The organism is Acetonema longum DSM 6540, from assembly GCF_000219125.1.
GTDB classification, from domain to species: domain Bacteria; phylum Bacillota; class Negativicutes; order Sporomusales; family Acetonemataceae; genus Acetonema; species Acetonema longum.
Map to the genome: position 1 here is coordinate 78911 of NZ_AFGF01000234.1, position 24941 is coordinate 103851.

A 24941-nucleotide genomic window follows, 5' to 3' on the forward strand; every position below is an offset into this window, starting at 1 on the left:
AACGGTAATAATAGTAAAACGGAGTGAATAACTTGTTATTGGAAGATTTGCATCGGGAGATCGTAAGTTTGGGCGAAAAGTTAGACGAAGTGAGGGCTTCTCTTTGACCTGACTGGCAAAGAGGAGCAAATCGCCTATTTGGAAAATAAGATTCAGGCGCCGGGTTTTTGGGATGAGCCGGTTGGGGCCCAGAAAGTTATGCAGGAACTGACTGGCCTGAAAGACACGGCAGCCGATTACTACGCCATGCGCCGGCGCTACGAGGATATGGAGACCCTCTGGCGGCTGGGTATGGATGAAAAAGATGAGAGTGTCTATTCGGATGTGACCGAAGCCATGCAGCAGCTGCAGGCTGAGATTGAGCATCTGGAACTGACCCTGATGCTGTCGGGGGAATATGACGCCAACAACGCCATTGTGACCCTTCATGCCGGGGCCGGCGGCACTGAGGCCCAGGACTGGGCTCAGATGCTGCTCAGGATGTATGTCCGCTGGGCGGAAAAACAGGGTTTCACCGTGGATACACTGGATTTTCTGGCGGGAGACGAGGCTGGCGTCAAAAGCGCCACTCTCTTGATTTCCGGTCGCAACGCCTATGGCTACCTGCGCTCGGAAAAGGGCGTGCACCGGCTGGTGCGGATCTCTCCTTTTGACGCTTCCGGGCGGCGGCATACTTCCTTCGCCGCCGTGGACATCATGCCGGAAATCGACGAGAATGTGGAGATCGCCATCAATCCGGCGGACCTGAAGGTAGATACCTACCGGGCCAGCGGCGCCGGCGGACAGCATATCAATAAGACCGATTCAGCGGTGCGCATGACCCACATTCCTACCGGGATCATCGTCCAGTGCCAAAATGAACGCTCCCAGATCCAAAACAGGGAACAGTGCATGAAGCTGCTGCGGGCCAGATTATTTGAACTGGAACAGCGGAAGCAGGCCGAGAAGAAAGCAGAAATCGGCGGAGAATACCAGGCCATTGAGTGGGGCAGCCAGATCCGTTCCTATGTGTTCCATCCCTACAGCTTGGCGAAAGACCACCGTACCAATTGCGAGACCGGCAATATCCAGGCGGTTATGGACGGGGAACTGGAGGCCTTCATTGAGGCGTATTTGAAAGGGCTAAAAACCGGCGCCCGCGAATAGCGGGACCGTTGAAAAAGGCCCGGATTCGAGGCTGTGGGTGGGTTACTCTAAACTCTTAGATGTTTTGGGGAGGCTCAGCAATGGGAAAACGCTTACTGGCGGGATTGCTTTTGATCGCTTTGTTCCTGGGGACAATGACTCTGTGGCTGCCCGCTGTGGTGTCCCAGACGGTGGCTCAGGGCATGAAAGGGATATTACACAGTGAGCAGGCGGCGGCTCAGGTGACCAAGGAGCCGGCCTTTCTCATGCTCAAGGGCCAGTTTGATTCGGTGCAGATTCAAGCCCGGGACGCCCGGATGGACAAAGTGGCTTTCAGCGAGATTCAGGCCAGGCTGGAAGGCCTCCAGCTGGATGTGGGCGATCTCTTAAAACGCCGGGCCGTTGTCATCCGCTCCCTGAGTAAGGCCAGTATTACCGCTGCCCTGTCAGAAGCCGAGCTGGCCCGCCATTTAAACCAGGCGGTGAAAGGGGTCCGGGGCGCCACCGTGAAAGTGAGCAAGGGCAAGGTGGAAGTAGCCGGCTCTTTCAGCCTGGGGAGTTTGGCCCGTATGACTGTGGCTCTGGAGGGTAAAGTCGTGGCTGACCGCGATACCATCAAATTTGTCACCGAGAAATTCCTGCTGAATAATGCCAGTCTCGGCAACATCGGCGGTTCGGTGCTGACTGAGATTCCGATCATGAACAGCAAAGCCTTTCCTTTTGGCGTTACGGTACGTGAAGTCGTAATGGAAGAGGGCAGGGTTCTTGTCTATGCCGATAACGAAGCAAAGTAAGGTGGAGAGACGATTGTCTTACAGCAAATCTTATAACCGTGTCTTGTTAGCCGCTGTTTTGGTCGGCCTGATGGCGTCTCTGGTTATCTCCTGGCAGCGTCATCAGGTGGAAGTCGCCAATTCCACCGTTGAACTGGTGATGGACTATGAAGACTTGGGAGCATTGGCCCGGTCGGAAGGAATGGAAACCGGGGATGTGCTTCGTCAGTTCAGACAAGCCGGTCTAACCACCCTGGCGGTTTATGAAACCACCTTGGAAAAACTACATAACAGCGGGACAGTGACGGTTCTGTCCGGCGCCGAACTCATGCATCGGCAACGCAGCGGCTCCCTGCCCGATCCGGACTGGCGCAGCCGGATAGAGACCGGCCAGGTCGCTATCGATAAAGTTTATATCACCGGACCGGTCTCCGCCGCCTTCCGTGAAATGCGGGAAGACCTGATCCGCCGTCTGGGCCCGGGGCGGGTGGTCGAATTGGCGGTGGGGCCGCAGCCGGTGCTGGCGGTGAAAGGGGACTATGAACATCTGTCCAAGGTCGATCTCGGCTTTTCCGGTGAAGAACTGAAGGCCGTGACCGGAGCCGGTTTCCTGGCAGCGCCCCGTCCCACGAACTATCAAGCCGTCCAGGCTGACGATGTGGCAGCGGTTTTCCGCCGTTTGGATCAGGCAGGCCAGGACAAGCTATCGGCCATGATTTTTTCCGGCGAAGAGGTTCTGGGTTTCCCTGAGCAATTAGAGGCGACGGCGGAAGCGCTGAACCAGCGACATATGACGCTGGGACTCATCGAACATGCGGTGCAGCTGCAGTTTTATCCGCAAAAAGGTCTTATGGATCTCGCAAGGCAGGTGGATTACCGGGCAGCCCGCCTATATTCCATCCCCAAGGACGAACAGCCCCGCATGAAACTGGAGGATGTCACCCATCGCTGGTCTGTAAGCGATCAGGAACGCAATCTCCGGCTCAACCTGATGCGGCCCTACGAGAAGCCCTGGCCAGACATGACCCTGTTAGAGACTAACCTGGAATATGTGCGGGGGACGAAAGCCGCCTTGGAGCAAAAAGGCTTTGCCGTTGGCCGGGCCGGCGTATTTGCCCCCTATTTCCCGGAAAAGTGGCTCCTGGTCCTAACCGTGATCGGCGTAGTTGCCGCTGGGGTTTTGTATCTGACTCAGGTCGCACCCCTGCCGGCGAGGGTGCAATATTGGCTCTTGGTCATTGGGTCCCTGATTCTGGCCGGGCCGCTGCTTCTGGGCGGCGGTACGCTGGCGCGGCAGGTAGCGGCTTTGGGCAGCGCCGTGCTGTTTCCCGCCCTGGCCATGGTGTACCAGATGGACCGTTGGCGCAATACAGAGCCTCTGAGGGGCCCCTGCTTAAAGAAGATTTTAACGGACGGCCTGGGGGGGCTTTTGCTGACTTTTTGCCTGTCTCTCGTTGGCGCCTTCTTTTTGGCTGCCATTCTGGCGGATGTGCGGTTTTTACTGGAAATCGAGATTTACCGCGGCGTCAAACTGACCTTTATCGCCCCGCTGGTCTTGGTGGCAGTGGCCTATCTCACCCGGTTCAACCTGTTCGGCGAGTCCTCCCGGCCAGACTTACAGGGTGTATGGGGGCAGGTCAGAAAAATGCTGGATTATCCCATATCATTGAAACTTTTGCTGTTATTCGCTATGGGGGCGCTGGCCGGGTACATATTTATCGGGCGATCGGGCCATACGGCCGGGGTGACGGTTCCGGCCATTGAGCTGAAGATCCGGGCCTTTTTGGAACGGGTCATGTACGCCAGGCCCCGGGAAAAGGAATTTCTCATCGGCCATCCCGCGTTTTTGTTGTCCGTGTTTGCCTTATATCATCGCTGGCCTCAGTTATTGCATTTCTGCCTGGTCATAGGGGCCACTATCGGACAGGCCTCAATGGTGCAGACCTTCGCCCATTTGCGCACGCCGGTTTTAATGAGCTTATACCGGGGGGCTGACGGCATTGTTCTGGGGGCGGCTCTGGCGGTAGCGGCGGTTGTTGTCATGCAGGTTCTGGCCTATCTTTCCTTTGCACTGGAAAGGAGATTCGCCGCCCATGACTAAGGTCGTCCTTTCCGGTTATTACGGCTTCACCAACAGCGGGGATGAGGCCATGCTGGCCGCCATCATCCATGATTTGCGGGTCATTGACCCAGCGGTGGCCGTGACGGTCATTTCCGGCCATCCCGCTGATACCGAAGACCGTCACAAGGTGAAAGCCATATACCGGTTGGACATGATCGAGATCGTCCGGGCGATTTCCCGCTCAGACCTCCTGATCAGCGGCGGTGGCAGCCTGCTGCAGGATGTGACCAGTGATCGCAGTCTGTATTACTACCTGAGTATTATACTGCTGGCCAAAACTCTGGGCAAGCGAGTCATGCTCTATGGCCAGGGGATCGGTCCCCTGGCGGGGGATCTGGCCCGCAGGGTTACCCGGCATATCCTCAATCTGACGGATCTCATTACCGTCCGCGATAAGGGTTCACTGGATGAACTGGAGGCTCTGGGGGTTATCAGGCCGGCGATTGAGCTGACCGCTGACCCGGTTTTATCCATGGAGCCGGCGGATAAAGCGGCTGGCCGGACCATTCTCGAGGAGAACGGTCTGATGCCGGGTTCGCCGGTAGTGGGTTTTTTTGTCAGGGAATGGCAGGACCTTGACTATTATAAACAGGTGCTGGCCGTTGTGGCTGACAGACTGGTGACTGAATACGGCGTCCGGATTCTGTTTGTGCCGATGCAGCAGCAGGATGTGGCGGCGGCGGAGAAAGTGGCCGTCCTTATGCAGCAGCCGGCAGTAGTGATGGGGCAATCCTGCCCCGTTTCCCAGATGTTATCATTAGTGGGCAATTTGGATATGCTAATTGGCATCAGGCTCCATGCCCTGATCTTTGCGGCGGTAATGCATGTTCCGCTGCTGGGAGTATCCTATGATCCTAAAATTTCACGTTTTCTCGAGAGTCTGGGGGAACCGTCTCCGCCTGATCTGCATACTGTATCGGCAGAGAACCTGTTGGCTCGCATCGGGAAAATGTGGTCTGTACGCAAAGAAATAAACCGCGCTCGGGAAAGCTGCATGGCGGAGTTGCGATCCAAGGCGTTCCGCAACGCACAACTGGCTATGCAGCTGGCGCGCCGGCAAGGACGGGAGTGAAAACAAGTGTCCACCTGGCTGAAAAATTATGCCGGTATTACTCTGGGAACAGTGGTAACCGCCACTGCCCTGAATATGTTTTTAATCCCCAATAAGATTGCCGCCGGCGGCACCAGCGGCCTGGCAACCGTCTTCCATCATCTTTGGGGGTGGCCGGTGGGGGTGGCCATGCTGGGCATGGATTTTCCTCTGTTTATCGGCAGCGTCAAGGTGCTGGGGGCCGGGTTCGGCATCAACACCTTATTCGGATCGGTTGTCCTTTCTCTGTCCATCGATCTTTTGGCACCCTATACCCCGGTGCTGACCCATGACATTCTTTTAAGCACCCTTTACGGCGGCGTATTAAGCGGCGTGGGTATGGGACTGGTATTCCGTTTCAGGGGCACCACCGCCGGTACCGACATGGCCGCGGCCGTAGTGAATAAGTTGTTTGGCGTCAGTCTGGGCCGGGCCTTATTAGGCATTGATTGTTTCGTCATTGCCATTGCCGGCTTTGCTTTCGGCAGCGCGGAGCTTTCTCTTTATGCCCTGATTTCTCTTTTTGTCACTACCCAGATCATTGATCTCATCCAGGAAGGCCCCAATTCGGCCAAGGCGTTTCTCATTATGAGCGATCGCACTGCCGAGATTGCCCAGGCCATTATGGCGGAGCTCGGTCGGGGAGTGACTTTTCTTTTTGGACGGGGCGGTTATTCCGGCAAAGAGCGGGAAATGCTGGTCTGCGTGGTCAGCAAAAAGGAGGTGCAAGCCATGAAGGACCTGATCTCCAAGACTGACGACAAGGCCTTTGTCATCGTGGCGGATGCGCATGAGGTGTTGGGTGAAGGATTCACTCGGATATAAATAATACTTTCCGGCCTCGTTCCTGCATATATATAACGAAAGCTTTCATGGGCTGCAAAACCAGGAAAGCATTGAAAAGGCTCCAGATGCTAGGAACGACGAGAACCGGAGCGTAGGCGTACTGGAGGTACGTTGGAGCGAAGGATCGCAGGAGTGACAACGCAGATGGGGCCTTTTCAATGCTTTCCCTGCCGGAGGGGGGATGGCGGTGCGATGGATTCAGTTTATACATATTGGGGGGGCGGCGGTCAGACGGGCTTTCTGCTGCTTGTTTGGGCTATTGACCATGCTGGAACTGGGGTCGACCCTGTCCATGGCCTTATCCATGATCCTGTCAGTGGTAATTTACGCTCTGGCCTTCGGCTGGAAGTTTGCTTTGGGTTTTGTTTTTTTGCTTTTAATTCATGAGGTAGGGCATCTTTTAGCCAGCCGGCTGGTGGGCATCCGCACTTCCATGGTGCTGTTTATCCCCTTTATCGGTGCGGTGATCAGTCTGGCCAGGCCGCCGGTAAACGCCAAGATGGAGGCCAATATCGCTCTGGGCGGGCCGGCATTAGGCTGCTTAAGCGCAATGGGGTGCCTGGCAGTTTATTTCTGGACGGACAGTTCTCTCATGTTGGCCTTGTCCTATTGTGCCTGCCTTTTAAATCTCTTTAACCTGATTCCTGCCGCCTTGTTCGATGGCGGCAAAATCGGCGCGGCAATCGTTCCGGGAACCTGGCGTCTTGGCAGCGGTGTGCTGCTGGCGCTGTTTTTTTACACCAAAAATCCGGTGATTTTTGCCATTCTTTTATTTTCTTTGTGGTACTGGTGGCAGTCCGACGATATGGGCCAAAGCTATTACCGGCTTACCCTCAGACAGAGGCTGGATGTGGCCTGGCAGTATTTTGGCTTATTGACGGTGCTGGGGATTTGTACACTCTATATCTTTACGATAATTAACAGGTGATTTTTGCGCGAATTGAGAAGGTTTTTCAGGTTTTGCGTCGAAAAACACAGTTGGATATGTCAAACGCCGTCCCAAAAAGTCGCAAGTTTAAATATAGTTATAAATGCAGATATGAATTTGAGTTATGAATTCTGATTTCATGGACAAGGAGTGGTAGCAGTTGATATATATGGGGAATGTTTCGAAGATTTATGAAACTGGGGCAGTGGCTTTATCCAATATTTCAGTAGAGATCAAAAGCGGGGAGTTTGTATTTGTGGTGGGTCCCAGCGGGGCAGGAAAATCCACTTTTATCAAACTAATCACCCGGGAAGAACTGCCTACTAACGGCCAGATCGCCATCGGCGGCCACAATCTGCTCAGTCTGAACCCTGCGCAGGTACCGTATTACCGCCGGCAGCTGGGCATTGTCTTCCAGGATTATCGCCTGTTGCCGAATAAAACCGTCTTTGAAAATGTGGCCTTTGCCATGGAGGTCATCGAAGCCACCCGCTCGGAAATCATGCACCGGGTGATTCATGTGGTGGATTTGGTGGGCCTGCGGCAGAAAATGAACCGTTATCCCCAGGAATTAAGCGGCGGTGAGCAACAGCGGGTGGCTATCGCCCGGGCCATCGTCAATGATCCGGTAGTGCTGGTGGCAGACGAGCCTACCGGCAATCTGGACCCGGATACATCCTGGGAGATCGCCAGGATACTGGAAGATATCAACCGTTCCGGCACTACGATCATTATGGCATCTCATGATAAATCCGTAGTGGACAAGCTGCGCAGACGGGTTCTTGCCTTTGAAAAAGGCCGCCTGGTGCGTGATCAGGTGAGAGGAGTCTACGGGTATGAAAATTAGGACCTTTGTGTATTTTGTCCGTTCCGCTGTGTCTTCTTTGCGGCACAACGGGTTAATGAGCATTGCCTCAGTGAGCACTGTGTCTTTGTCACTGTTGATTCTGGGACTGTTTTTGATTATGGTTCTGAACCTGAATCATATGGCTTCGGCATTGGAATCCCAGGTGCAGGTGTCAATCTTTTTGCAGGATGACCTGACGGAAGATCAAACCAAAAATATTGGGAATCAGATCCGCAGCCTGCCGGGAGTTTTGGAAGCATCCTACGTCAATAAAGATGAGGCCCTGGCCCGGTTTAGCGAAAGACTGGGAGAGCAAAAGAGCCTGTTGACGGCGTTGGGCAATACCAATCCCCTGCCCAACGCCTTTGAGGTAAAAGTCGATGTTCCTGACCGGGTTCAGGCGGTGGCCAGGGCTGCCGGCGAGATCGAAGGGGTTGAAACCGCCAAATACAATCAGGAGTTCGTGGAGCAGCTCTTTGGCCTGACCCATATGCTGCGGCTTTCCGGTATTATTTTGATCTTGTTTTTGGCTCTGGCTGCGATGTTCATCATCTCGAATACCATTCGGATCACTGTGTTCGCCCGCCGCCGGGAAATCAACATTATGCGGTATGTGGGCGCCACTGACTCGTTTATTCGCTGGCCGTTTGTGATTGAGGGTGTGATTTTGGGATTTTTCGGGGCGCTGCTCTCAGTTTTTCTGTTGAATCAGGCCTACCAGGCTTTTGCTGATAAAATATATGAAACCGTAGCATTTCTGCCCATTATCCCGAAATATCCATTTTTACATATTCTTACATCTGTGTTATTGCTTGTCGGTGCTCTGATCGGAGCCGCCGGCAGCACAATCTCCCTTAAAAGATTCCTGCGGGCTGAAAAATAAGGCGTAGAGCCGATAGATGCTTTGTCGAATGATGTATGATTATTTAGAGAATGTATGGATAGCGGTTGCACGGATCGGGAAATCGGCTTTTCTCCCTGCAGCGTGGCTGTCTGCATTATGATACATAGATGAAATGTAGGGGGGAAAAAGCATGTGGGAAATATCTCGCCATCAGAAGGCGGCGGCTTTCGCGCTGCTTTTGCTCAATTTGCCGTTAGTGTATGGTCCGGCCTTTGCTAACGACGTTGAGCAAAAACAACAGGAATTGCGCCAGATTCAAATGCAGCTTCAGGAGCAGCAGTCCCGTGCCCTGCAGGCCCAGCGAAAAGTCAACAGTGTCTCGGAAAAGCTCCGGGCAGTACAGACAGAACTTGATCAAGCGCGACAGGAGTACGGATATATCAACCACCGGTTGCGAACCTTGGAAGAACAGACCAGGGCCGACGCCGAATTCCTGGAAAAAGCTGAAGTGGAACTGGCTGAACGGACCAAAATCCTCAGCCGTCGAATCCGGGATATCTATAAAAACGGACAAGTCAGTTATGTGGATGTCCTGTTAGGGGCTTCCGATTTTCGGGACTTTACCACCCGCTATGATCTTTTGCGGCGGGTTCTGGACCAGGACGTAGCCTTGATCACTCAGATCAAGACCCAGAGAGAGCAGATTAACAGCAAGCAGGCGCAAATGGAGCAAGACCAGGCGGAACTCCTGGTGCTGGGGCAAAAAGCTTCCGAAAAAAAATCCGTCATTCAGATGCGGCGGGATGAACATCAGGTTGTACTGAACGCGGCGGTCAACGAGAAGGAAGTTTCCGAGCGGGCTTATCTGGAGCTGCTGGAGACTTCCCGGGAAATTGAATCCCTGATCCGCCGGGTCCAGTCAGATGGTCAGTCGGCTGACATTCAGTCCAGCGGAAGCATGTTGTGGCCGGCAGTAGGGCCGATCACCTCGCCTTTTGGCTGGCGGACCCATCCTATTTTTGGTACCCGCCGCCTGCATACCGGTATTGACATCGGCGTTGGCTACGGTACGCCAGTGATAGCCGTAGACAGCGGTATCGTGATTTACGCCGACTGGATGGGTGGCTATGGTAAGACGGTCATCATTAATCACGGCGGCGGACTATCTACTCTCTATGCCCACAACTCCCAGCTGGTGGTCAGTGAAGGCCAGATCGTGCAAAAGGGATCGGTTGTTTCCAAAGTAGGAAGCACCGGAAATTCCACCGGGCCGCATCTGCATTTTGAAGTGCGTAAGAGCGGTTCGCCGGTCAGCCCGATAGATTATTTGCCGTAATAAAATACAGGAAAAGGAAAAAGGGTCAGTTGCAAAAAGGATGAAGCAACTGACCCCTGAGTTTTGTGAAAATGGCAATGCGGCAGGAACCCTCGGGGTTTCTGCCGCATTGATTGCCGTCAAGACGGGGATGTGGAGTGGCTTAGAGCTGAATGTGGCCAAGCGCCACTGCAGTAATCAGCCAAACGATAGAGATCCCGATAACAGGAAGCAAAGCAAATTTTTGCAAGTCGCCGAATTCGACTTTATTCAAGCCTACCAGCAGATAGGTGGCAGGCACCAGCGGGCTCAGCATGTGAGCGCCCTGCCCGATAAGGGCGGCGCGCCCCATTTCCGCGGCGCTGATGCCGTAAGTGGCGGCAGCCTGCGCTAGAACCGGCAGAACGCCGAAATAGTAGGCGTCATTGGTGAGAAAGAAAGTGCCCGGCAGGCTGAGCAAAGCGGAAATTAAACTAAAATGCGGGCCCATGGAAGGCGGAATAGCCCCAATCAGCGACTGGGCCATGGCCTCGACCATTTTGGTGCCGGACATGATCCCCATGAAAATGCCGGCGGCAAAGATCATCGCCACCACCGGAATAGCATTGGCGCCATTGGCTGCCAGCCGCGCCGTCTGGTCTTTCAGGCTGGGATAATTGAGCATTAAGGCGATGCCTGTGCCAAGCATAAACAGGATGCCCAGCGGCAGTACTTCCATGATCAGGCATACTATGAGCAGTACGGTTAAGGCAAGATTCACCCAAAACATCCGCGGCCGTTTTAATTGCTCCGCTTCCGGATCGACGGACACCGAAACGGGGGTAGCCGTCTCAGAAACCGTACCGGTGTTTACGCCAAGGCGTTTTCTTTCTTGCAGGCCCCAGCGATAGGCCATAAAGATGACCCAGAGAGCGCCGAAGAACATTCCCGGAACCAGCGGCGTAAAGACATCCCCGGCTTCCAGCCTCATTGCTGCCAATACCCGTCCGGTCGGTCCGCCCCAGGGGATGATGTTCATGACGCTGTTCATCATCAGCACAATGGCAGGCAGAATAAGCGGGCGGAGGCCCAGCCGCCGGTGTACGGCCAGCATGGCCGAACAGGTTACCATGTAAGTGGTAGAACCGTCGCCGTCCAGGGAGACAAACATGGCCAGCAGCGCTGTCCCTACGGAGACTTTTACCGGATCGCCCTTCACAGCCTGCAGGATTCTCTTGATAAGAGGGTCAAACAGGCCGGCGTCGATCATCACCCCGAAATACAGTATGGCAAAACAGATCATAATTCCGGTGGGAGCCACTTGTTTCACCCCGTCCCACATCATCTTGCCAAGCTTGGCGTCAAATCCCGTTATAAAAAGGGCAAAGAGTATGGGGATCAGCATTAAGGCAGTCATGGCTGACATGCGCTTGGACATAATCAGGTACATAAATACGACAATCATTGTAAAACCCAGAATCGCTAAGGTTGGCATTGAAATTCCTCCTTGATTTTTAAGATGGAAGATTTGAATGAAAACGGTAATTTAGTGAATATTAAATTTTCAAACAATTTGATCCGGATCGCATATCGCGGACGCAGCCATTATACCCAACCCTGCAGTTCGCGTAATTATAAGTATAAAATGTGTCAAGGGTCCATGTAAAATTCAAACTATTGATCGCCGGCTATCAAATTTAACTATATTGTGCCGAAACCCCTGCCTCTCCGCCGGAAATGCAAGGGTTTCACTGTATAACAAACGTAAGGCACACGATTTGCAAAATATCAGTAAAATTCATTTTTTTGACGAAATTTACAAATACTTTAAACAAATTCATCTCCAGAAATTCCTGATGATAAATCATCCAGGTTTTACGCTGAACGGATTTTCCCTGTTTATCCGTCAGATAAATTTTGTGCAGGTTTTCTATGCCGTTTAATATCAGATGAGGCATGATCCCATAGCCTAGCCCGTTTTTAACCATTTCCTTGCAGGTGACCAGCCTGTCGACTTCCATGTTGATGGTCGGAGGCTGCGAGAAGCGTTCCCGCCACCATTTATCGATGAGGTTTTTAATGAGAGCATCAGTCTGATAGTTAATGCGGGGCAGATTCGGGAGGTTTCTGACGTCGATTTTGTTCATCGAGGCGATGCAGATCGGTTCTTCAAACAGCAGGAGCTTCTGGCCCTGCCAGTCATAATCCGAACTTACGAAGCCTACGTGAACCTCCTGATTATATACAAGGGTGTGGATATCTTTACTCCAGGTAGTGGTTACCTTGAACTCAACATCCGGATATTGCCGCTGGAAGAGTTTAAGGAGAGGGGGGAGCATGAACATTGTGAAATAGCTGGATGCTCCCAGCCGTAAGGTGCCGGCGACCTTGTTCTCCAAATTCATGACTTGCTCCTTAATTTGGCGGAGGTTGAAAAGGGTTTGCGCCGCACACTTCGCCAAATATTCTCCCTGGGGAGTAAACTGGACGCCCTTGCTCGTACGGTAGGCGATTTTGACCCCGAATTCCGCTTCTATTTGCCGCAGGCGCGCCGTTAGCGCCGGTTGGGAAATAAACAAGGCCTGCGCTGTTTTAGTGATGTTTTTTTGTTCAAACAGAACTTGTAAAATACGCCAGTCCCGATCGTCCACGTGAGGTCCTCCTAAAATATTTTGGATGGTAAACATTATTTAGCTTCAAAAGGTATCGGTTCGGAATATCATCCCGATTTTCCTTGTTTTGATTATTTAAATTTTTGATTGATGCCGATCGCAGAAAACTATTACTTTTATTTCTGAATAGTATCTATAATTGTTATAGTCGCTGCAATAGCAGAGTTCGTTCGACTATCGATAGTTTATCCGAAGCGGGGAGGGAGTTATTTATGAGCAGGCTGTTGAAATCAGCGCAAGCCGGCACGGTAGAATCAACCGATATTTTGATCATGCTGGCGCCAGCGGATCCGGGAGCAGGCATCACAGTGGAACTGATTAGCCCTACGATGCAGCAGTACGGAGAGCATATCAAAAATCTCATTATCAAGACACTGGCATCCTACGGAGTGCAGGATGCGGTTGTTCACGCCAATGAAAAGGGCGCACTGGATTATACCATCGAAGCCCGGATCAGAACCGCAGTGATGCGGGCCTTGAGCTAAGGAGGAAGAGATCGTGGGAAAAGAAAAGTTACGCCGGGCGATGATGTTTGCGCCGGGGAATAATCCTGCCATGCTGCAGAATGCCGGCATTTACGGCGCCGACAGCATTATTTTTGATCTGGAAGACGCTGTTTCCATTCCGGAGAAGGATGCCGCGCGACACCTTGTGGCCAGCGCGTTAAAACATTTTAAGTATCCCTGCGAAGTGGGCGTCCGGATCAATCACATCAGTACCCCATGGGGCCGGGATGATTTAGAATGTGTGCTGGCTTCCAAGCCGGATTTCATTCGTCTGCCGAAGGGGGAAACGGCGGATGAAATCAAATTGATTGATGAGATTATCAGTGAAGCGGAAGAAAAACACGGTTTTGCAGCCGGGTCTATCCAGATGATGACGGCTGTCGAGTCGCCTAAGGGATTGCGTAATGCTTATGAAATGGCCACTGCCAGTCCCCGGATGATGGCTCTGGCCATTGGGGGCGAAGATTTTGTCACCTCCCTGAAAACGACAAAAACCAAAGGCGGCCGGGAACTGTTTACTGCCCGCAGCATGCTGGTGTTTGCGGCCCGTGAGGCCGGCGTCGACGTCATCGATTCGGTATTTTCCGATATCCGTGATGAAGAGACGTTTATTGAAGAAGTGAAACTGATCAAAGAACTGGGATTTGACGGCAAGTCGGTGGTCAATCCGCGCCAGATCAACCTGGTTTATCAGGTATATACGCCTACGGACAAAGAAATTGAGTATGCTCAGAAAGTGCTGGCGGCTTATCGTGAAGCCCTGGAGCGGAAGTCCGGCGTAATCTCCTTGAACGGAAAAATGATTGATGCGCCGATGATCACCCGGGCCGAGCGCGTATTGGCATATGCAGCGGCAGTCGGAGCATACCGGAAGGAGGAAGCATTGTGATTAACGCAGCAGGCAGAGACATTCCGGCAAGCATTCCCGGATATCATACGGTAAAACCTTATAGGGGGCCCTTCGCCACCCAGCCGGACGGCCGCATGGCGGGCAAGAAGCTGGCCGCCTTTGCTCCCGGCCGGCAGAAAGTTCTGGCATCCCTGGAGGAAGCCATCGAAGCGTCCGGGCTGAAAGACGGCATGACAATTTCTTTCCACCATTCACTGCGCAACGGAGATTATGTCATCAATATGATGGTGGAAGCGATCGCACGCCGGGGGATTAAAGGTCTGACCCTGGCGCCCAGCTCTTTTTTGGATAATAACGACAAGATCATTCCCTTTATTGAACAGGGCGTGATTACCGCCGTGGAAACCAGCGGCGCCCGGGGGAAACTCGGTAAATATCTCACCATGCAGACGCCGGGCAAACCGACGATTATCCGTTCTCACGGCGGCAGAGCCAGGGCTATCGAAGCCGGTGAGCTGCATATTGACGTAGCCTTTATCGCTGCCCCGGCCTGTGACCGGTACGGCAACATCAACGGCGTACAGGGGCCTGCCGCCTGCGGTTCCATGGGCTACGCCATGGTGGATGCCGCCTACGCGGACACGGTGGTGGCCATTACCGACAATCTGGTGGAAGGGATGCTGGCTCCTGTCAGTATTCCCATGACTCAGGTGGATTATATCGTCCAGGTCGACTGCATCGGTGATCCCAAGGGAATCGCCTCCGGCTCGCTGCGCTATACGAGCAATCCCCGGGAATTGCTCATCGCTGATATGGCGGCCAGGGTGATGGAATACTCCGGCTACTTCAAGTCGGGCTTCGGCATGCAGCTGGGGGCCGGCGCCGCTTCGGCCGCGGCAGGGCGGTTTCTGCGGGAAAAAATGATTAAGCAGAATATTAAGGCTGATTTTGCCATCGGCGGCATCCTGGCGCCCTTTGTGGAGCTGCTGGAAGAGGGCCTGGTCAAAAACATGTTTGATGTTCAGGACTTTGATATCCGGGCCATCGAGTCGCTGCGGGACAACCCCAGCCACCATGAGATGAGCTGCAGCTTTTACGCCAATCCCCATAACCGCGGCAGTATCGCCAATCAGCTGGATTTTGTCATTCTGGCCGCAACGGAAGTGGACGTGAATTTCAATGTCAATGTCATTACCGACTCCAACGGGGTGATCATGGGCGCTTCCGGCGGACACTCGGATGCTTCGGCCGGCGCCAACTGCACCATCGTGGTTGCGCCTCTGCTGCGCGGTCGTTTGCCCATGGTGATTGACAATGTGCAGACCATTGTAACGCCGGGAGACTCGGTGGATGTGATCGTAACCGAACGGGGCGTGGCCGTCAATCCCAAACGGGCCGATCTGCTGGAAAATTTAAAGCATGCGGGACTGCCGCTGATGTCCATTCACGATCTCAAGAAGATCGGTTATGAAATGGGCGGCGCACCGGCGCCGATCAAGCTGAGCGATGAAATTGTCGGCGTCGTGGAATACCGGGACGGAACGGTGATTGATGTCATCCGGCGGCCGGTTTTATAGTTGTTCGCAGACAGCAACGGGAAAAGGGTGAAACTATGTTCGGCAGCTGTGAAATTGAGAGAGTGGACCTGAAGAATGCCGGGCAGGTTGCCGCAGTGCGCACGTTCCTGGCCCGGTTTGGGCTGTCTTATGATGAGGACGTTGAATATACAATCAATCTGCGGCTGCACGGAAACCTGGCAGGCACCGGTTCTTTCAAGGGGGAAATCCTGCGCAATATTGCCGTCGACGAATCCGTTCAGGGCGCGGGATTCACTGCGACTATCGTCTCGGAACTGATGCAGGAGCAAGCCCGGCGGGGCCGGATGCATTATTTTATTTTCACAAAGCCGGCTAAAGCGCATTTATTCGGCAATCTGGGCTTTGTGGAAATCTGCCGGGCTGAACCCTATGCAGCTTTGCTGGAAACAGGACTGGGGTCTGTCGGCGCCTATTGCGCCGAAATTGCCCAAAAGGCGGCCCACATAGCCCATATCCAAGGGCCTCGCGCTGCGGTGGTCGTAAACTGCAATCCTTTTACCCTGGGCCACTTGGCGCTGATCGAGAAAGCAGCCGGAGAAAACGCCGCGGTGATTGTATTCGTGGTCAGCGAAGACCGGTCACTGTTCCCGTTTGACGTACGCTTCAGGCTGGTACGGGAAGGGGTAGCCCACCTGGCGAATGTGGCGGTTGTGCCCGGCGGCAAATACATCATTTCCGCCGCTACCTTTCCCACCTATTTTACCCATGAGGAAGATAAAGTGGTGGCTCAAACCCGGCTGGATATCAATCTGTTTGCCGGAAAAATTGCGCCTAATCTGGGGATTCGGGCCCGCTACATCGGCCGGGAACCATATTGCCCCGTCACAAACGCCTACAATACGGCCATGCTGGACATCCTGCCCGCTCATGGCATTGAAGTAAGGGTGCTCGAGCGGACCCAAATACAGGGCGAGATTGTCAGCGCCTCCAAAGTGCGGGACAGAATCCGGCAGGATGACTGGGAGGTCATACGATCTCTGGTTCCGGCTGTAACGTATCGTTATTTAAGATCGGAAGATGCGAGAGAAATTCTGGAAAAGATACGCAGCTCAGATTCACGGCATTAGCGGCAACAGTCGGAAGAGCCTGCCGCTGAAATCCCGGCACGGGACTTCAGCGGCAGGCTCTGGTTATAAGCAGCGGTCAGGCAGTGCAGGCCACGGGAAGGTTATGGCCGCGCTGACAAGCGATATTCCGCAAAATCCACCTTGACGGCCCTTTTTGCATTCTGCTTGCATAGCGGCAAAAATTAGTGCATACTATAAATTGTATGATTTGCTTTATATGAGTCGGCAGATATGCCGAATACATAATAGGTGGTGTATATATCTTGTCTAACCGGCGTAAACTTTTTTTGGGCGCTGTCGCGTTAGTGCTGATTACTTTTCTTCTAACGTCCGGCGCTTTCTTATTCCTGTTCCAGTCGGGGTCGCTGGATGCAGCCAATATGCTGCGATTGATCCGGGCGGTCAATGTCATCCAGGCTCGTTATATTGAAGAAGTGCCGGTGGAGAAGTTGGTCAGCGGGGCCATTAAAGGCATGGTCCAGTCCCTGGAAGACCCCCATTCCATCTATCTGGACGCCAAGATGTTCAAAGAGTTTATGGTTGAGACTGAAGGCTCTTTTGGCGGCGTAGGCATTGTCGTCGGCGTCAAAGACAAAATTTTAACGGTGGTCTCTCCCATTGAGGGAACTCCCGGCGATAAAGCCGGCATTAAAAGCGGCGATCAGATCATCCAGATCGACGGCAAAGATACCAAAGACCTGCAGCTGGATGAGGCGGTCAGCAAGATCCGCGGCCCGGAAGGCACAAACGTAGTCCTGAGCATTCGCCGCCTGCCGGCGCAGGAAGTGAAAGATTATGTTCTGACCCGTTCCAATATCCAGATCAAAACAGTGGCTTCCAAAATGCTGCCGGACGATATCGGCTATATCCGCATCTCCATGTTCAATGAAAACACCTCACCGGACTTTATTTCTCAATATCGGGACCTGGAGAAGAAAGGCATGAAAGCCATGATTCTGGACCTCAGGGACAATCCGGGGGGGCTTTTGGACCAAAGCGTCAAAGTTTCCGGTCTGATAGTGCCCAAAGGACCGGTAGTGTCGGTTATTACCCGTGACGGACAAAAAGAAACTCATTCCTCTGACCTGGAGACAGTGAAATATCCTCTGGCCGTCTTGGTCAACGGCGGCAGCGCCAGCGCCTCGGAAATTGTGGCCGGAGCGGTCCAGGACACAGGAGCCGGCACTCTGATCGGCACAAAGACCTATGGCAAAGGATCGGTCCAGACCATCATGCGCCTGGATTCCAGTACGGCTGTCAAGCTGACCATTGCCAAATACTATACCCCCAACGGCCGCTCCATTCACGGCACCGGCATTGAACCGGACATTGCGCTCGAATGGCAGGAGCCCGCGCCGGACGTTAAAGATCCTCAGATGGAGAAGGCAGTGGAGGTCTTAAAAAGTAAACTCAGCGGAAAATGATAAAATATCTTGTGTCATAATGATGTGGAAGCGGCGGCATACCGCCGCTTTTGCATTATATCCGGCATTGTTGCAAAAACTCATCTATAGTCTCGAAACAGGGCCTTTTTCAACGGTCTTCTAGGATTTTTTCTCTGTCTATGGTAGGATAATATAGATGATATACAATTCGCTTGCGAAAGGATAAACGCACGAGGTGACGCAATGTTTCCGTTTTACGATATTTTCCTGTCGATTTTGCTGGGAGTGGTTGTGTTATGGCTGCAGCCGATGTTCTGGCTGATGGTAATGCTTGTGGCTTCCCAGTATTACCGCATGCAGCAAAATCAGCTGTATATGTTCGGAGTGATCGGAAGGCCCTGGTGGCGGCAGACGCTGCTGGCGGCGGCTTATGGCACGGTGGGTGGCCTGATCGGCAGTTTGATCCTGATTTTTGTCGGGGTTACCATTAATCAGCTGGGGTTTAACTATATTTGGCCCCTGGCCATTGGTCTGATGCTGATTCACATACGGTTTCTTTGTTTTGCCTATGCCGGTGGATTGGTGGCCCTTTCCAACGTGTTGTTTGGCTGGCCGGAGGTCAATGTACCGCAGGTATTGGCTTTAGTGGCTATTTTGCATATTACCGAAAGCATCCTGATCGCCATCAGCACTCGCTACAGCGCCGTACCGGTTATCCTGCGCCATGAAGGTCGTATCGTCGGCGCCTTTACCCTGCAGAATTTTTGGCCGTTACCCATCATCCTGGCCTATGCCTATGCGGTTCCGGTCCCGGATATCATGGCCATGACCGGCGTCATTGCTACCCCTGACTGGTGGCCGCTGCTGCCGGTAGGAGAACAGCTGCCTCCCGACACGGCATGGTTCCACAAGCTGGCACCGGTGGTAGCGGCTCTGGGCTACAGTGATATGGCGGTGTCCAGCATGCCGGGGATCAGGCGGCGACGGTCGGCGCTGCATCTGTTTTTCTACAGCGCGACTTTATTGGCGGTTTCCCTTTTGTCTGTCCGCTACTCCTGGTTGCAACTAGTGGCGGCCCTGTTGTCCCCTCTGGGCCACGAGGCCCTCATTCGCCTGGACAACCGACAGGAACTTCAGGGAAGGCCGCGTTTTGTCCAACAGGGAGGCGGACTGACGGTACTGGATACGGTGGAAGGCAGCGTTGCCCGGCGCATGGGACTGCAGCCGGGGGATATTTTGCTGCGGTTTGGCGAAATTCCGCTGCAGGGTCCTTATGATCTGGAAAACGCCATTGCCTGGTCCACCCTTGATTTTACCCTGGAATGGCGCCGGGGCGAAGCGCTGCTGCGGCAGCGGGCCAGGTTCGCCGGCGAGCGCCGCCTGGGAATTATCCTGGCCCCCTTTGGCCATGAGGAAAACTATATAGAAGTGGTCCAGGGATCTTTTGGGTTGTTTCACTGGCTGAAGCGCCTGTTTCGCCGGTAAGAAGCACTTCCTCCCCTTATGCCCTCTTGTCAAAGAGGAATGTCGCCAGAGGACAGGAGGATTCACCGGGTACTATAGAATTCCGGACAGGAAGACAATGAGGTGATATACGTGGCAATGGTTCCAAAACTCCAGACACTGTACCATGAAGGCGGTGTTCCATTTAAGGTGGAGGCTCCGTTTGAAGCTACCGGCGATCAGCCCCGGGCGGTGGAAAAACTGGCAGCCGGGATCAGGGCGGGGGAATGGGCTCAGGCGCTTCTGGGCGCCACCGGCACCGGCAAGACCTTTACTATCGCCAAAGTTATTGAGGCGGTGCAGAAGCCAACTCTGGTAATCGCCCACAATAAAACCCTGGCGGCTCAATTAGCCAGCGAGTTCAAAGAGTTTTTTCCCAACAACGCCGTGGAATACTTTGTCAGTTATTACGACTACTACCAGCCTGAGGCCTATATTGCCCATACCGATACCTATATTGAAAAAGACGCCTCTATCAACGATGAAATCGACAAACTGCGCCATTCGGCCACCAGTTCCCTGTTTGAACGGCGGGACACCATCATCGTGGCCAGCGTGTCCTGCATCTACGGCCTGGGCTCGCCGGAAGACTACTATAATCTGGTCTTGTCCCTGCGTCAGGGCCAGATCAAGGACCGGGACGAGATCCTGCGCAAGCTGGTGGATATTCAATATGAACGCAATGATGTGAACTTTACCCGGGGTAAATTCCGGGTGAAGGGTGAAGTCGTCGAGATCTTCCCGGCCGGCTACGGAGAACGGGCGGTCCGGGTGGAAATGTTCGGCGATGAAATCGAGCGCATCATGGAGATCGACACCCTAACCGGCGAGATACTGTGCGAACGTAAGCACGCCGCCATTTATCCGGCCTCCCACTATGTCACCTCCCGGGAAAACCTGGAGCGGGCCATGGCCGATGTCGAAGTCGAACTCACCGAGCGCCTGGCCTGGCTGCGGGCCAATAACAAACTGTTAGAAGCCCAGCGCTTGGAGCAGCGCACCCGCTACGACCTGGAAATGATGAATGAAATGGGTTACTGCAGCGGCATCGAGAACTACTCCCGCCACTTGACCGGACGCAAGCCCGGCGAGTCGCCGTATACACTGGTAGACTATTTTCCCGATGATTTTTTGATCGTGGTTGACGAATCCCATGTGACCCTGCCTCAGCTTCGGGGAATGTACGCTGGCGACCGTTCCCGCAAGGAGAGCCTGGTGGAACACGGTTTTCGCCTGCCGTCGGCTTTTGACAACCGGCCTCTGACCTTTGACGAGTTTGTGGAGCGGATCAATCAGATCGTCTATGTCTCGGCCACGCCGTCGGCATACGAAATGAAGGCCAGCACCCAGGTGGCTGAACAGGTCATCCGCCCCACCGGCCTGGTGGACCCGGAAATTGAAGTCCGGCCTATCAAAGGCCAGATGGATGACCTGTTAGGCGAAATTAAACTCAGAGCAGCCAATCAGGAGAGGGTCCTGGTTACCACCCTCACTAAGAAAATGGCCGAAGACCTGACCGAATATTTCAAGGAAATGGGCATCAAGGTCCGTTACCTGCACTCTGAGATCGTGACTATTGAGCGGGTGGAGATCCTTCGGGACCTGCGGGCAGGAGTGTTCGACGTGCTGGTCGGAATCAACCTGCTGCGGGAAGGCCTGGATCTGCCGGAAGTCTCCCTGGTGGCCATCCTGGACGCCGATAAGGAAGGCTTTCTGCGTTCTGAAACCTCCCTGATCCAGACCATCGGCCGGGCGGCTCGCAATGCCTCAGGCAGAGTCATCATGTACGCTGATACCATCACCGATTCCATGCGCCGGGCCATTGACGAAACCGACCGCCGCCGCGCTATCCAGCAGGAATACAACAAACAGCACGGCATCACCCCACAGACCATCCACAAACGGGTCAAAGAACTGATCGAAACCACCCGTGTCGCCGAATCTCCCGCCCTTTACCGCACCGACCGCCTGGACGGCATGACCCATGCCGACGCCTCGGACCTAGTGGCCAGCCTGGAACAGGAAATGCGCCGGGCATCCAAAGAACTGGCCTTTGAGCGGGCCGCCGAACTGCGGGATATGATCATCGAACTGCGGGAGAAATTCAAGCTGACGGCAGGCGATAAAAAATCCCCGGCAACTCGCAAGAAAAGCGGGGGAGATAAAGCCAAACGGAGCAGTGGCAAAGAACGCTAACGAAAAACACTCAAAATAGGGGAGAGGGTGTACCATAGCAGGTACACCCTCTTTTAGGCCTGGAGATGGATCTGAAAGGAAAGCATATTCGAAATTAATTAGGGGAGTTATCAACAATAACTCGGATCATTATTCAGAACTCTTTCTCAGTGATTGTACCGGAAACGGTACAATCACTTTTTATTAGGGGATTAGGATGTCATCTTATCAGTACCTTAGATTAAAAATCGATTGTGAGTAATGGGCTATAAACGCCGAGAATGAGTGTAGCATTAACGCAATTGCAGAATGTTGGCACGTATCTTGCAACATATGTAAAGAAATTCCCCTGTGAAAATGGAGTTAGGAGGCTGATTCAATGGGTAATGGACAAAAGTTCTACGGCTGGAAGCTGGTAGGGGTCTTATGGACATTATATTTATTGAATATGGGATTCCCGCTCTATGGCGGCACGGTGATTAACTCCTTCATGCTGAAAGAAATCCCCATGGACCGGGCGACTTTCGGATTAGGCTTTTCGCTGCTGAATCTTTGTGTCGGTCTGTCGGCCATTCTGGTTGGTATGACAATCACCTGGTGGGGGGTTAGAAAGACCTTCATGCTGGGATCGGCGGTCTTGGTTATCGCTACCTTATGGCTCTCGCAGGTGGCATCTCAACCCTGGCACTATCTAGTCGGCTTCGGCATCCTGGTTGGGTCCGGTATCGGCATGAGCACGATTGTCGCTCTGTCAACAGCGATTACGCGCTGGTTTGTCCAGTTTCGGGGCAGAGCGATGGCTGCAGCCATGACGGCTTCAGGCTTCGCCGGATTTATCGGCGCACCGGCAATGAATGCGCTGATTTCATCCACTGGCGGCAATTGGCGTCTGGCTTGGATGGTTGTTGCCGGTATCGCTGTTATCAGCGGAGTGTTTGCATTCCTGTTCGTAAAAGAGCATCCGCTGGACTTAGGACAAATCCCCGACGGAAAAGAACCGGATGCAGCGGCCAAAGCGGTTTCCCGGGTTAATGCTTTAGTTACCGACTATGCCTGGACGCCGGCGGAAGTATATAAAAACTATACATACTGGCTGGCTGTGCTGGCGGCGGCCGCCAGTCAATGGCCGTTTTTCTTCTTTACCGCCCATTGGATTATGCATCTGAGAGGGGCCGGTATTATTCCTGCCGATGCAGCCTTTGCCATGGGCCTGTTTACCATGGGCGGTATTGCCGGACGGCTGGCCGCAGGCTGGCTAATGGACAAAATGGCAGCCCGCTATGTCATGATGCTGGGGATTTGCTGCTACTTCATGGGATCCTATCTTGCCGTTCAGGTCAGCCCAAACATGTTGATCGCGGCCTATATCGCGGCCATTTGCTACGGCGCCGGCTTTGGCTGGTCGTTTGTGGCGCAAAACACCATGCTCGGCCATTTCTTTGGCCCGGCGGCTTTCCCAAAAATCAACGGGACATTGCAAGCGGTTTCAGCCGTTGTTGTCTCGGCCTCCGGCATGGTCGGCGGCATACTGTTCGATATGTTCCAAAGTTATACTCCTGCCTTTCAGCTGAATGCCGCTATTTGTCTGGTTGGCATTATCCTGCTGATTTTCACGACCATGCCGAAAGCGAGCGCCGGTAAGGACACCTCGCTTAACGCCTAGAAGACCGTTGAAAAAGCTCCGTCTGCATTGTCGGGGCGAGTTTCTCCATGTTTCAGCATAGCTGAAACGAGTCATTCACTGTTTCTTTGTTCAAACGCCTTGCGTTTCCGGTAAAGCACTGTGCGGTAGATGCCCAGCCTTTTGGCCGTTTCTCCGATCCGTCCGTTGCATTCCTCCAGGACCTGATTAATGTATTGTTCCTCAAACTTACCTACGACTTCTTTTAGAGTGCCGCTCCATCCCATTAAGTTCAAACAATCATTCTGGCCAGGACGCCTGGATGCGATAGGCGCCGCTAAAGCAAGGAGCTCCGCGGGGTAGTCTGGCAAACTGCAAATCACCGTTCTTTCGATCAAATTGCGGAGTTCTCTCACATTTCCCGGCCAATTATGCTTTTTAAAGGCATCCAGTGTATCCGGGTTCAGTTTAATATTGGAATCATACTGTTTATTGAAATCGGCCAGAAATTTCATCGCCAGCGCTTCAATATCTTCCGGTCTTTCCTTTAGCGGCGGAATGCGAATGGGAATAACATGCAAGCGGTAGTAAAGATCTTTGCGGAACAAGCCCTGCTCGGTCATCTGGAGCAAGTCTCTGTTGGTCGCGGCAATTAATCTGAAATCGATCTTTCTGTCAGCATTGCTTCCCACCCTGCGGATTCCATTGGTTTCCAGAACCCGGAGCAGTTTCGATTGCGGCGCCAGCGGAAGTTCCGCAATTTCGTCCAGGAACAAGGTGCCCTGGTGGGCAGCCTCGAACAGACCGACTTTACCGTTGATATCAGCTCCGGTAAACGCGCCTTTTTCGTAGCCAAATAACTCGGATTCCACCAGACTTTCCGGAAAGGATGCGCAATTCACCGCGATGAATGCGTCTTGCGCTCTTTTACTATGGCGGTGGATATATTTGGCCAAAACCTCTTTGCCTACCCCTGATTCTCCATATAACAGAACAGTACTGTCAGCCTGGGCAACCCGGTGCGCTAAAAGCAGCAATTGGCGCATTGCCGGGCTTTCTGCGACAACCGTTGTACTTTCCAGCACATAGTTGCGCAGGTAGTCTATTTCCCGCTTACGCCGGTTTATTATCTCCTTTTCTTCCTGGCTGGAACAGGTTTTCAATAAATCTTTTGGTCTGCCTGTCGTCAAAACCAGGCTGACATCGCCGTTTTCGTCAAGCACTGGGGTGCTGACCGACATCATTGTGAAATTCAATTTGGTTGTGAGCAGGCCGCTGACAACGCATTTTTTTTCTACTGCTTCCATGGCATAGGATTTATTATAATAACTTTTTTGGATCATATCGTTTATATTGGACTTTAAGAATTGGTCTAATGACATGCCGATAGTCATTGCCGCAGTGGAGTTGGACAGCAGGACGTTTCCCTGCCTGTCGGTGACAAAAATCGGATCCGGGAACTTGTCAAAAATTTGGGACAAAGCTTCTTTATTCATTGGGAAAGGAGGTTTTTTTCCTGATATTCCGGTCAATTGTTTCACCTCTTTTCGCTCCGGTATATACAAAGACGTACCTGTGTATACATAGGTCTGACTGCTAATCTACAAATTACACAATATATGCAGAATATTTAGGCAAAATATTGAGATTTCCTGCTGCTCGCGGAAAAAAGGCTTCATTTTTAGGAGCAAGCTC

General features: G+C 53.1%; 20 protein-coding genes. 17 read left to right on the forward strand and 3 right to left on the reverse strand.

All coding sequences use genetic code 11. The features are described 5' to 3' along the window. Positions 1-32 precede the first annotated feature (32 nt). The 9 genes from prfB to ALO_RS18030 all read left to right on the forward strand — a co-directional run bounded on the left by prfB (position 33) and on the right by ALO_RS18030 (position 9911). Positions 33-1146 (forward strand): peptide chain release factor 2 gene (prfB, locus tag ALO_RS17990; protein ID WP_139025443.1). Its coding sequence is split into 2 segments (ribosomal slippage): positions 33-104 and positions 106-1146, totalling 1113 coding nucleotides; the frame shifts between segments, so codons are not numbered across the junction. 80 nt (positions 1147-1226) lie between these two features. Beyond that, positions 1227-1919, forward strand: a complete 693-nt coding sequence (locus ALO_RS17995) for an LmeA family phospholipid-binding protein (protein ID WP_004098979.1) — start codon at positions 1227-1229, stop codon at positions 1917-1919. Further along, the gene (locus ALO_RS18000; protein ID WP_050807049.1) at positions 1897-3999 is read left to right on the forward strand and encodes a DUF5693 family protein; all 2103 of its coding nucleotides are present in this window, start codon (positions 1897-1899) and stop codon (positions 3997-3999) included. Before ALO_RS17995 ends, ALO_RS18000 begins: the two co-directional genes overlap by 23 nt. Then, a complete protein-coding gene (csaB, locus tag ALO_RS18005; protein ID WP_004098981.1) occupies positions 3992-5092 on the forward strand; it encodes a polysaccharide pyruvyl transferase CsaB in 1101 nt (366 codons plus the stop codon). Before ALO_RS18000 ends, csaB begins: the two co-directional genes overlap by 8 nt. A 6-nt stretch (positions 5093-5098) precedes the next feature. Further along, positions 5099-5935, forward strand: a complete 837-nt coding sequence (locus ALO_RS18010; protein ID WP_004098983.1) for a YitT family protein — start codon at positions 5099-5101, stop codon at positions 5933-5935. A 202-nt stretch (positions 5936-6137) separates the two neighbouring features. After that, positions 6138-6884 carry a zinc metalloprotease gene (locus ALO_RS18015; RefSeq protein WP_004098985.1) on the forward strand — a complete coding sequence of 249 codons (747 nt, stop codon included), beginning with the start codon at positions 6138-6140 and terminating at the stop codon, positions 6882-6884. Between the two features lie 160 nt (positions 6885-7044). After that, positions 7045-7731 carry a cell division ATP-binding protein FtsE gene (gene ftsE / locus ALO_RS18020; protein ID WP_004098986.1) on the forward strand — a complete coding sequence of 229 codons (687 nt, stop codon included), beginning with the start codon at positions 7045-7047 and terminating at the stop codon, positions 7729-7731. Continuing rightward, the gene (ftsX, locus tag ALO_RS18025; protein WP_004098988.1) at positions 7721-8614 is read left to right on the forward strand and encodes a permease-like cell division protein FtsX; all 894 of its coding nucleotides are present in this window, start codon (positions 7721-7723) and stop codon (positions 8612-8614) included. The genes ftsE and ftsX overlap by 11 nt, the downstream gene beginning before the upstream one ends. Before the next feature lie 151 nt (positions 8615-8765). Next, positions 8766-9911 (forward strand): murein hydrolase activator EnvC family protein, encoded by a 1146-nt coding sequence (locus tag ALO_RS18030; RefSeq protein WP_004098992.1) that lies wholly within the window; start codon positions 8766-8768, stop codon positions 9909-9911. Positions 9912-10053: 142 nt separating this feature from the next. Here the strand turns inward: ALO_RS18030 and ALO_RS18035 are convergent, their stop codons facing one another. Further along, entirely contained in the window at positions 10054-11364 is a 1311-nt protein-coding gene (locus tag ALO_RS18035) for a CitMHS family transporter (RefSeq protein WP_004098993.1), read from the reverse strand. A gap of 253 nt (positions 11365-11617) precedes the next feature. After that, on the reverse strand, positions 11618-12520 hold the full coding sequence (locus ALO_RS18040; protein ID WP_004098994.1) for a LysR family transcriptional regulator: 903 nt from the start codon (positions 12518-12520) through the stop codon (positions 11618-11620). A gap of 233 nt (positions 12521-12753) precedes the next feature. Here ALO_RS18040 and citD point away from each other — a divergent pair, with 233 nt between their 5' ends. The 8 genes from citD (at position 12754) to ALO_RS18080 (ending at position 23288) form a co-directional block, all read left to right on the forward strand. Next, positions 12754-13026, forward strand: a complete 273-nt coding sequence (citD, locus tag ALO_RS18045) for a citrate lyase acyl carrier protein (protein WP_004098995.1) — start codon at positions 12754-12756, stop codon at positions 13024-13026. Positions 13027-13066: 40 nt separating this feature from the next. Beyond that, the gene (locus ALO_RS18050) at positions 13067-13936 is read left to right on the forward strand and encodes an aldolase/citrate lyase family protein (protein WP_040293847.1); all 870 of its coding nucleotides are present in this window, start codon (positions 13067-13069) and stop codon (positions 13934-13936) included. Then, positions 13933-15474 (forward strand): citrate lyase subunit alpha, encoded by a 1542-nt coding sequence (gene citF / locus ALO_RS18055; protein WP_004098997.1) that lies wholly within the window; start codon positions 13933-13935, stop codon positions 15472-15474. Before ALO_RS18050 ends, citF begins: the two co-directional genes overlap by 4 nt. A 35-nt stretch (positions 15475-15509) precedes the next feature. Beyond that, positions 15510-16562 carry a [citrate (pro-3S)-lyase] ligase gene (gene citC / locus ALO_RS18060; RefSeq protein ID WP_004098998.1) on the forward strand — a complete coding sequence of 351 codons (1053 nt, stop codon included), beginning with the start codon at positions 15510-15512 and terminating at the stop codon, positions 16560-16562. A 263-nt stretch (positions 16563-16825) separates the two neighbouring features. After that, positions 16826-17986: a S41 family peptidase gene (locus ALO_RS18065; RefSeq protein WP_004098999.1), complete on the forward strand. Its 1161-nt coding sequence runs from the start codon at positions 16826-16828 to the stop codon at positions 17984-17986. A gap of 204 nt (positions 17987-18190) precedes the next feature. Further along, complete coding sequence (locus ALO_RS18070) at positions 18191-19432, forward strand: PDZ domain-containing protein (RefSeq protein WP_004099000.1); 1242 nt, start codon at positions 18191-18193, stop codon at positions 19430-19432. Between the two features lie 117 nt (positions 19433-19549). After that, entirely contained in the window at positions 19550-21646 is a 2097-nt protein-coding gene (gene uvrB / locus ALO_RS18075; RefSeq protein ID WP_040293848.1) for an excinuclease ABC subunit UvrB, read from the forward strand. Between the two features lie 358 nt (positions 21647-22004). Further along, positions 22005-23288, forward strand: a complete 1284-nt coding sequence (locus ALO_RS18080; RefSeq protein ID WP_004099003.1) for an MFS transporter — start codon at positions 22005-22007, stop codon at positions 23286-23288. Positions 23289-23359: 71 nt separating this feature from the next. On the opposite strand, the gene ALO_RS18085 is transcribed toward ALO_RS18080, so the two are convergent. After that, the gene (locus ALO_RS18085) at positions 23360-24787 is read right to left on the reverse strand and encodes a sigma-54 interaction domain-containing protein (protein WP_238528312.1); all 1428 of its coding nucleotides are present in this window, start codon (positions 24785-24787) and stop codon (positions 23360-23362) included. Positions 24788-24941 lie beyond the last annotated feature (154 nt).

Excerpts from the sequence above, each read along its gene's own strand:
- ftsX (WP_004098988.1), top strand. The coding sequence starts at position 7,721 with ATGAAAATTAGGACCTTTGTGTATTTTGTCCGTTCCGCTGTGTCTTCT.
- ALO_RS17995 (WP_004098979.1), top strand. The coding sequence starts at position 1,227 with ATGGGAAAACGCTTACTGGCGGGATTGCTTTTGATCGCTTTGTTCCTG.
- ALO_RS18080 (WP_004099003.1), top strand. The coding sequence starts at position 22,005 with ATGGGTAATGGACAAAAGTTCTACGGCTGGAAGCTGGTAGGGGTCTTA.
- ALO_RS18050 (WP_040293847.1), top strand. The coding sequence starts at position 13,067 with ATGATGTTTGCGCCGGGGAATAATCCTGCCATGCTGCAGAATGCCGGC.
- ALO_RS18030 (WP_004098992.1), top strand. The coding sequence starts at position 8,766 with ATGTGGGAAATATCTCGCCATCAGAAGGCGGCGGCTTTCGCGCTGCTT.
- ALO_RS18000 (WP_050807049.1), top strand. The coding sequence starts at position 1,897 with ATGCCGATAACGAAGCAAAGTAAGGTGGAGAGACGATTGTCTTACAGC.
- uvrB (WP_040293848.1), top strand. The coding sequence starts at position 19,550 with ATGGTTCCAAAACTCCAGACACTGTACCATGAAGGCGGTGTTCCATTT.
- csaB (WP_004098981.1), top strand. The coding sequence starts at position 3,992 with ATGACTAAGGTCGTCCTTTCCGGTTATTACGGCTTCACCAACAGCGGG.
- citC (WP_004098998.1), top strand. The coding sequence starts at position 15,510 with ATGTTCGGCAGCTGTGAAATTGAGAGAGTGGACCTGAAGAATGCCGGG.
- ALO_RS18070 (WP_004099000.1), top strand. The coding sequence starts at position 18,191 with ATGTTTCCGTTTTACGATATTTTCCTGTCGATTTTGCTGGGAGTGGTT.
- ALO_RS18015 (WP_004098985.1), top strand. The coding sequence starts at position 6,138 with ATGGCGGTGCGATGGATTCAGTTTATACATATTGGGGGGGCGGCGGTC.
- ALO_RS18035 (WP_004098993.1), bottom strand. The coding sequence starts at position 11,364 with ATGCCAACCTTAGCGATTCTGGGTTTTACAATGATTGTCGTATTTATG.
- citD (WP_004098995.1), top strand. The coding sequence starts at position 12,754 with ATGAGCAGGCTGTTGAAATCAGCGCAAGCCGGCACGGTAGAATCAACC.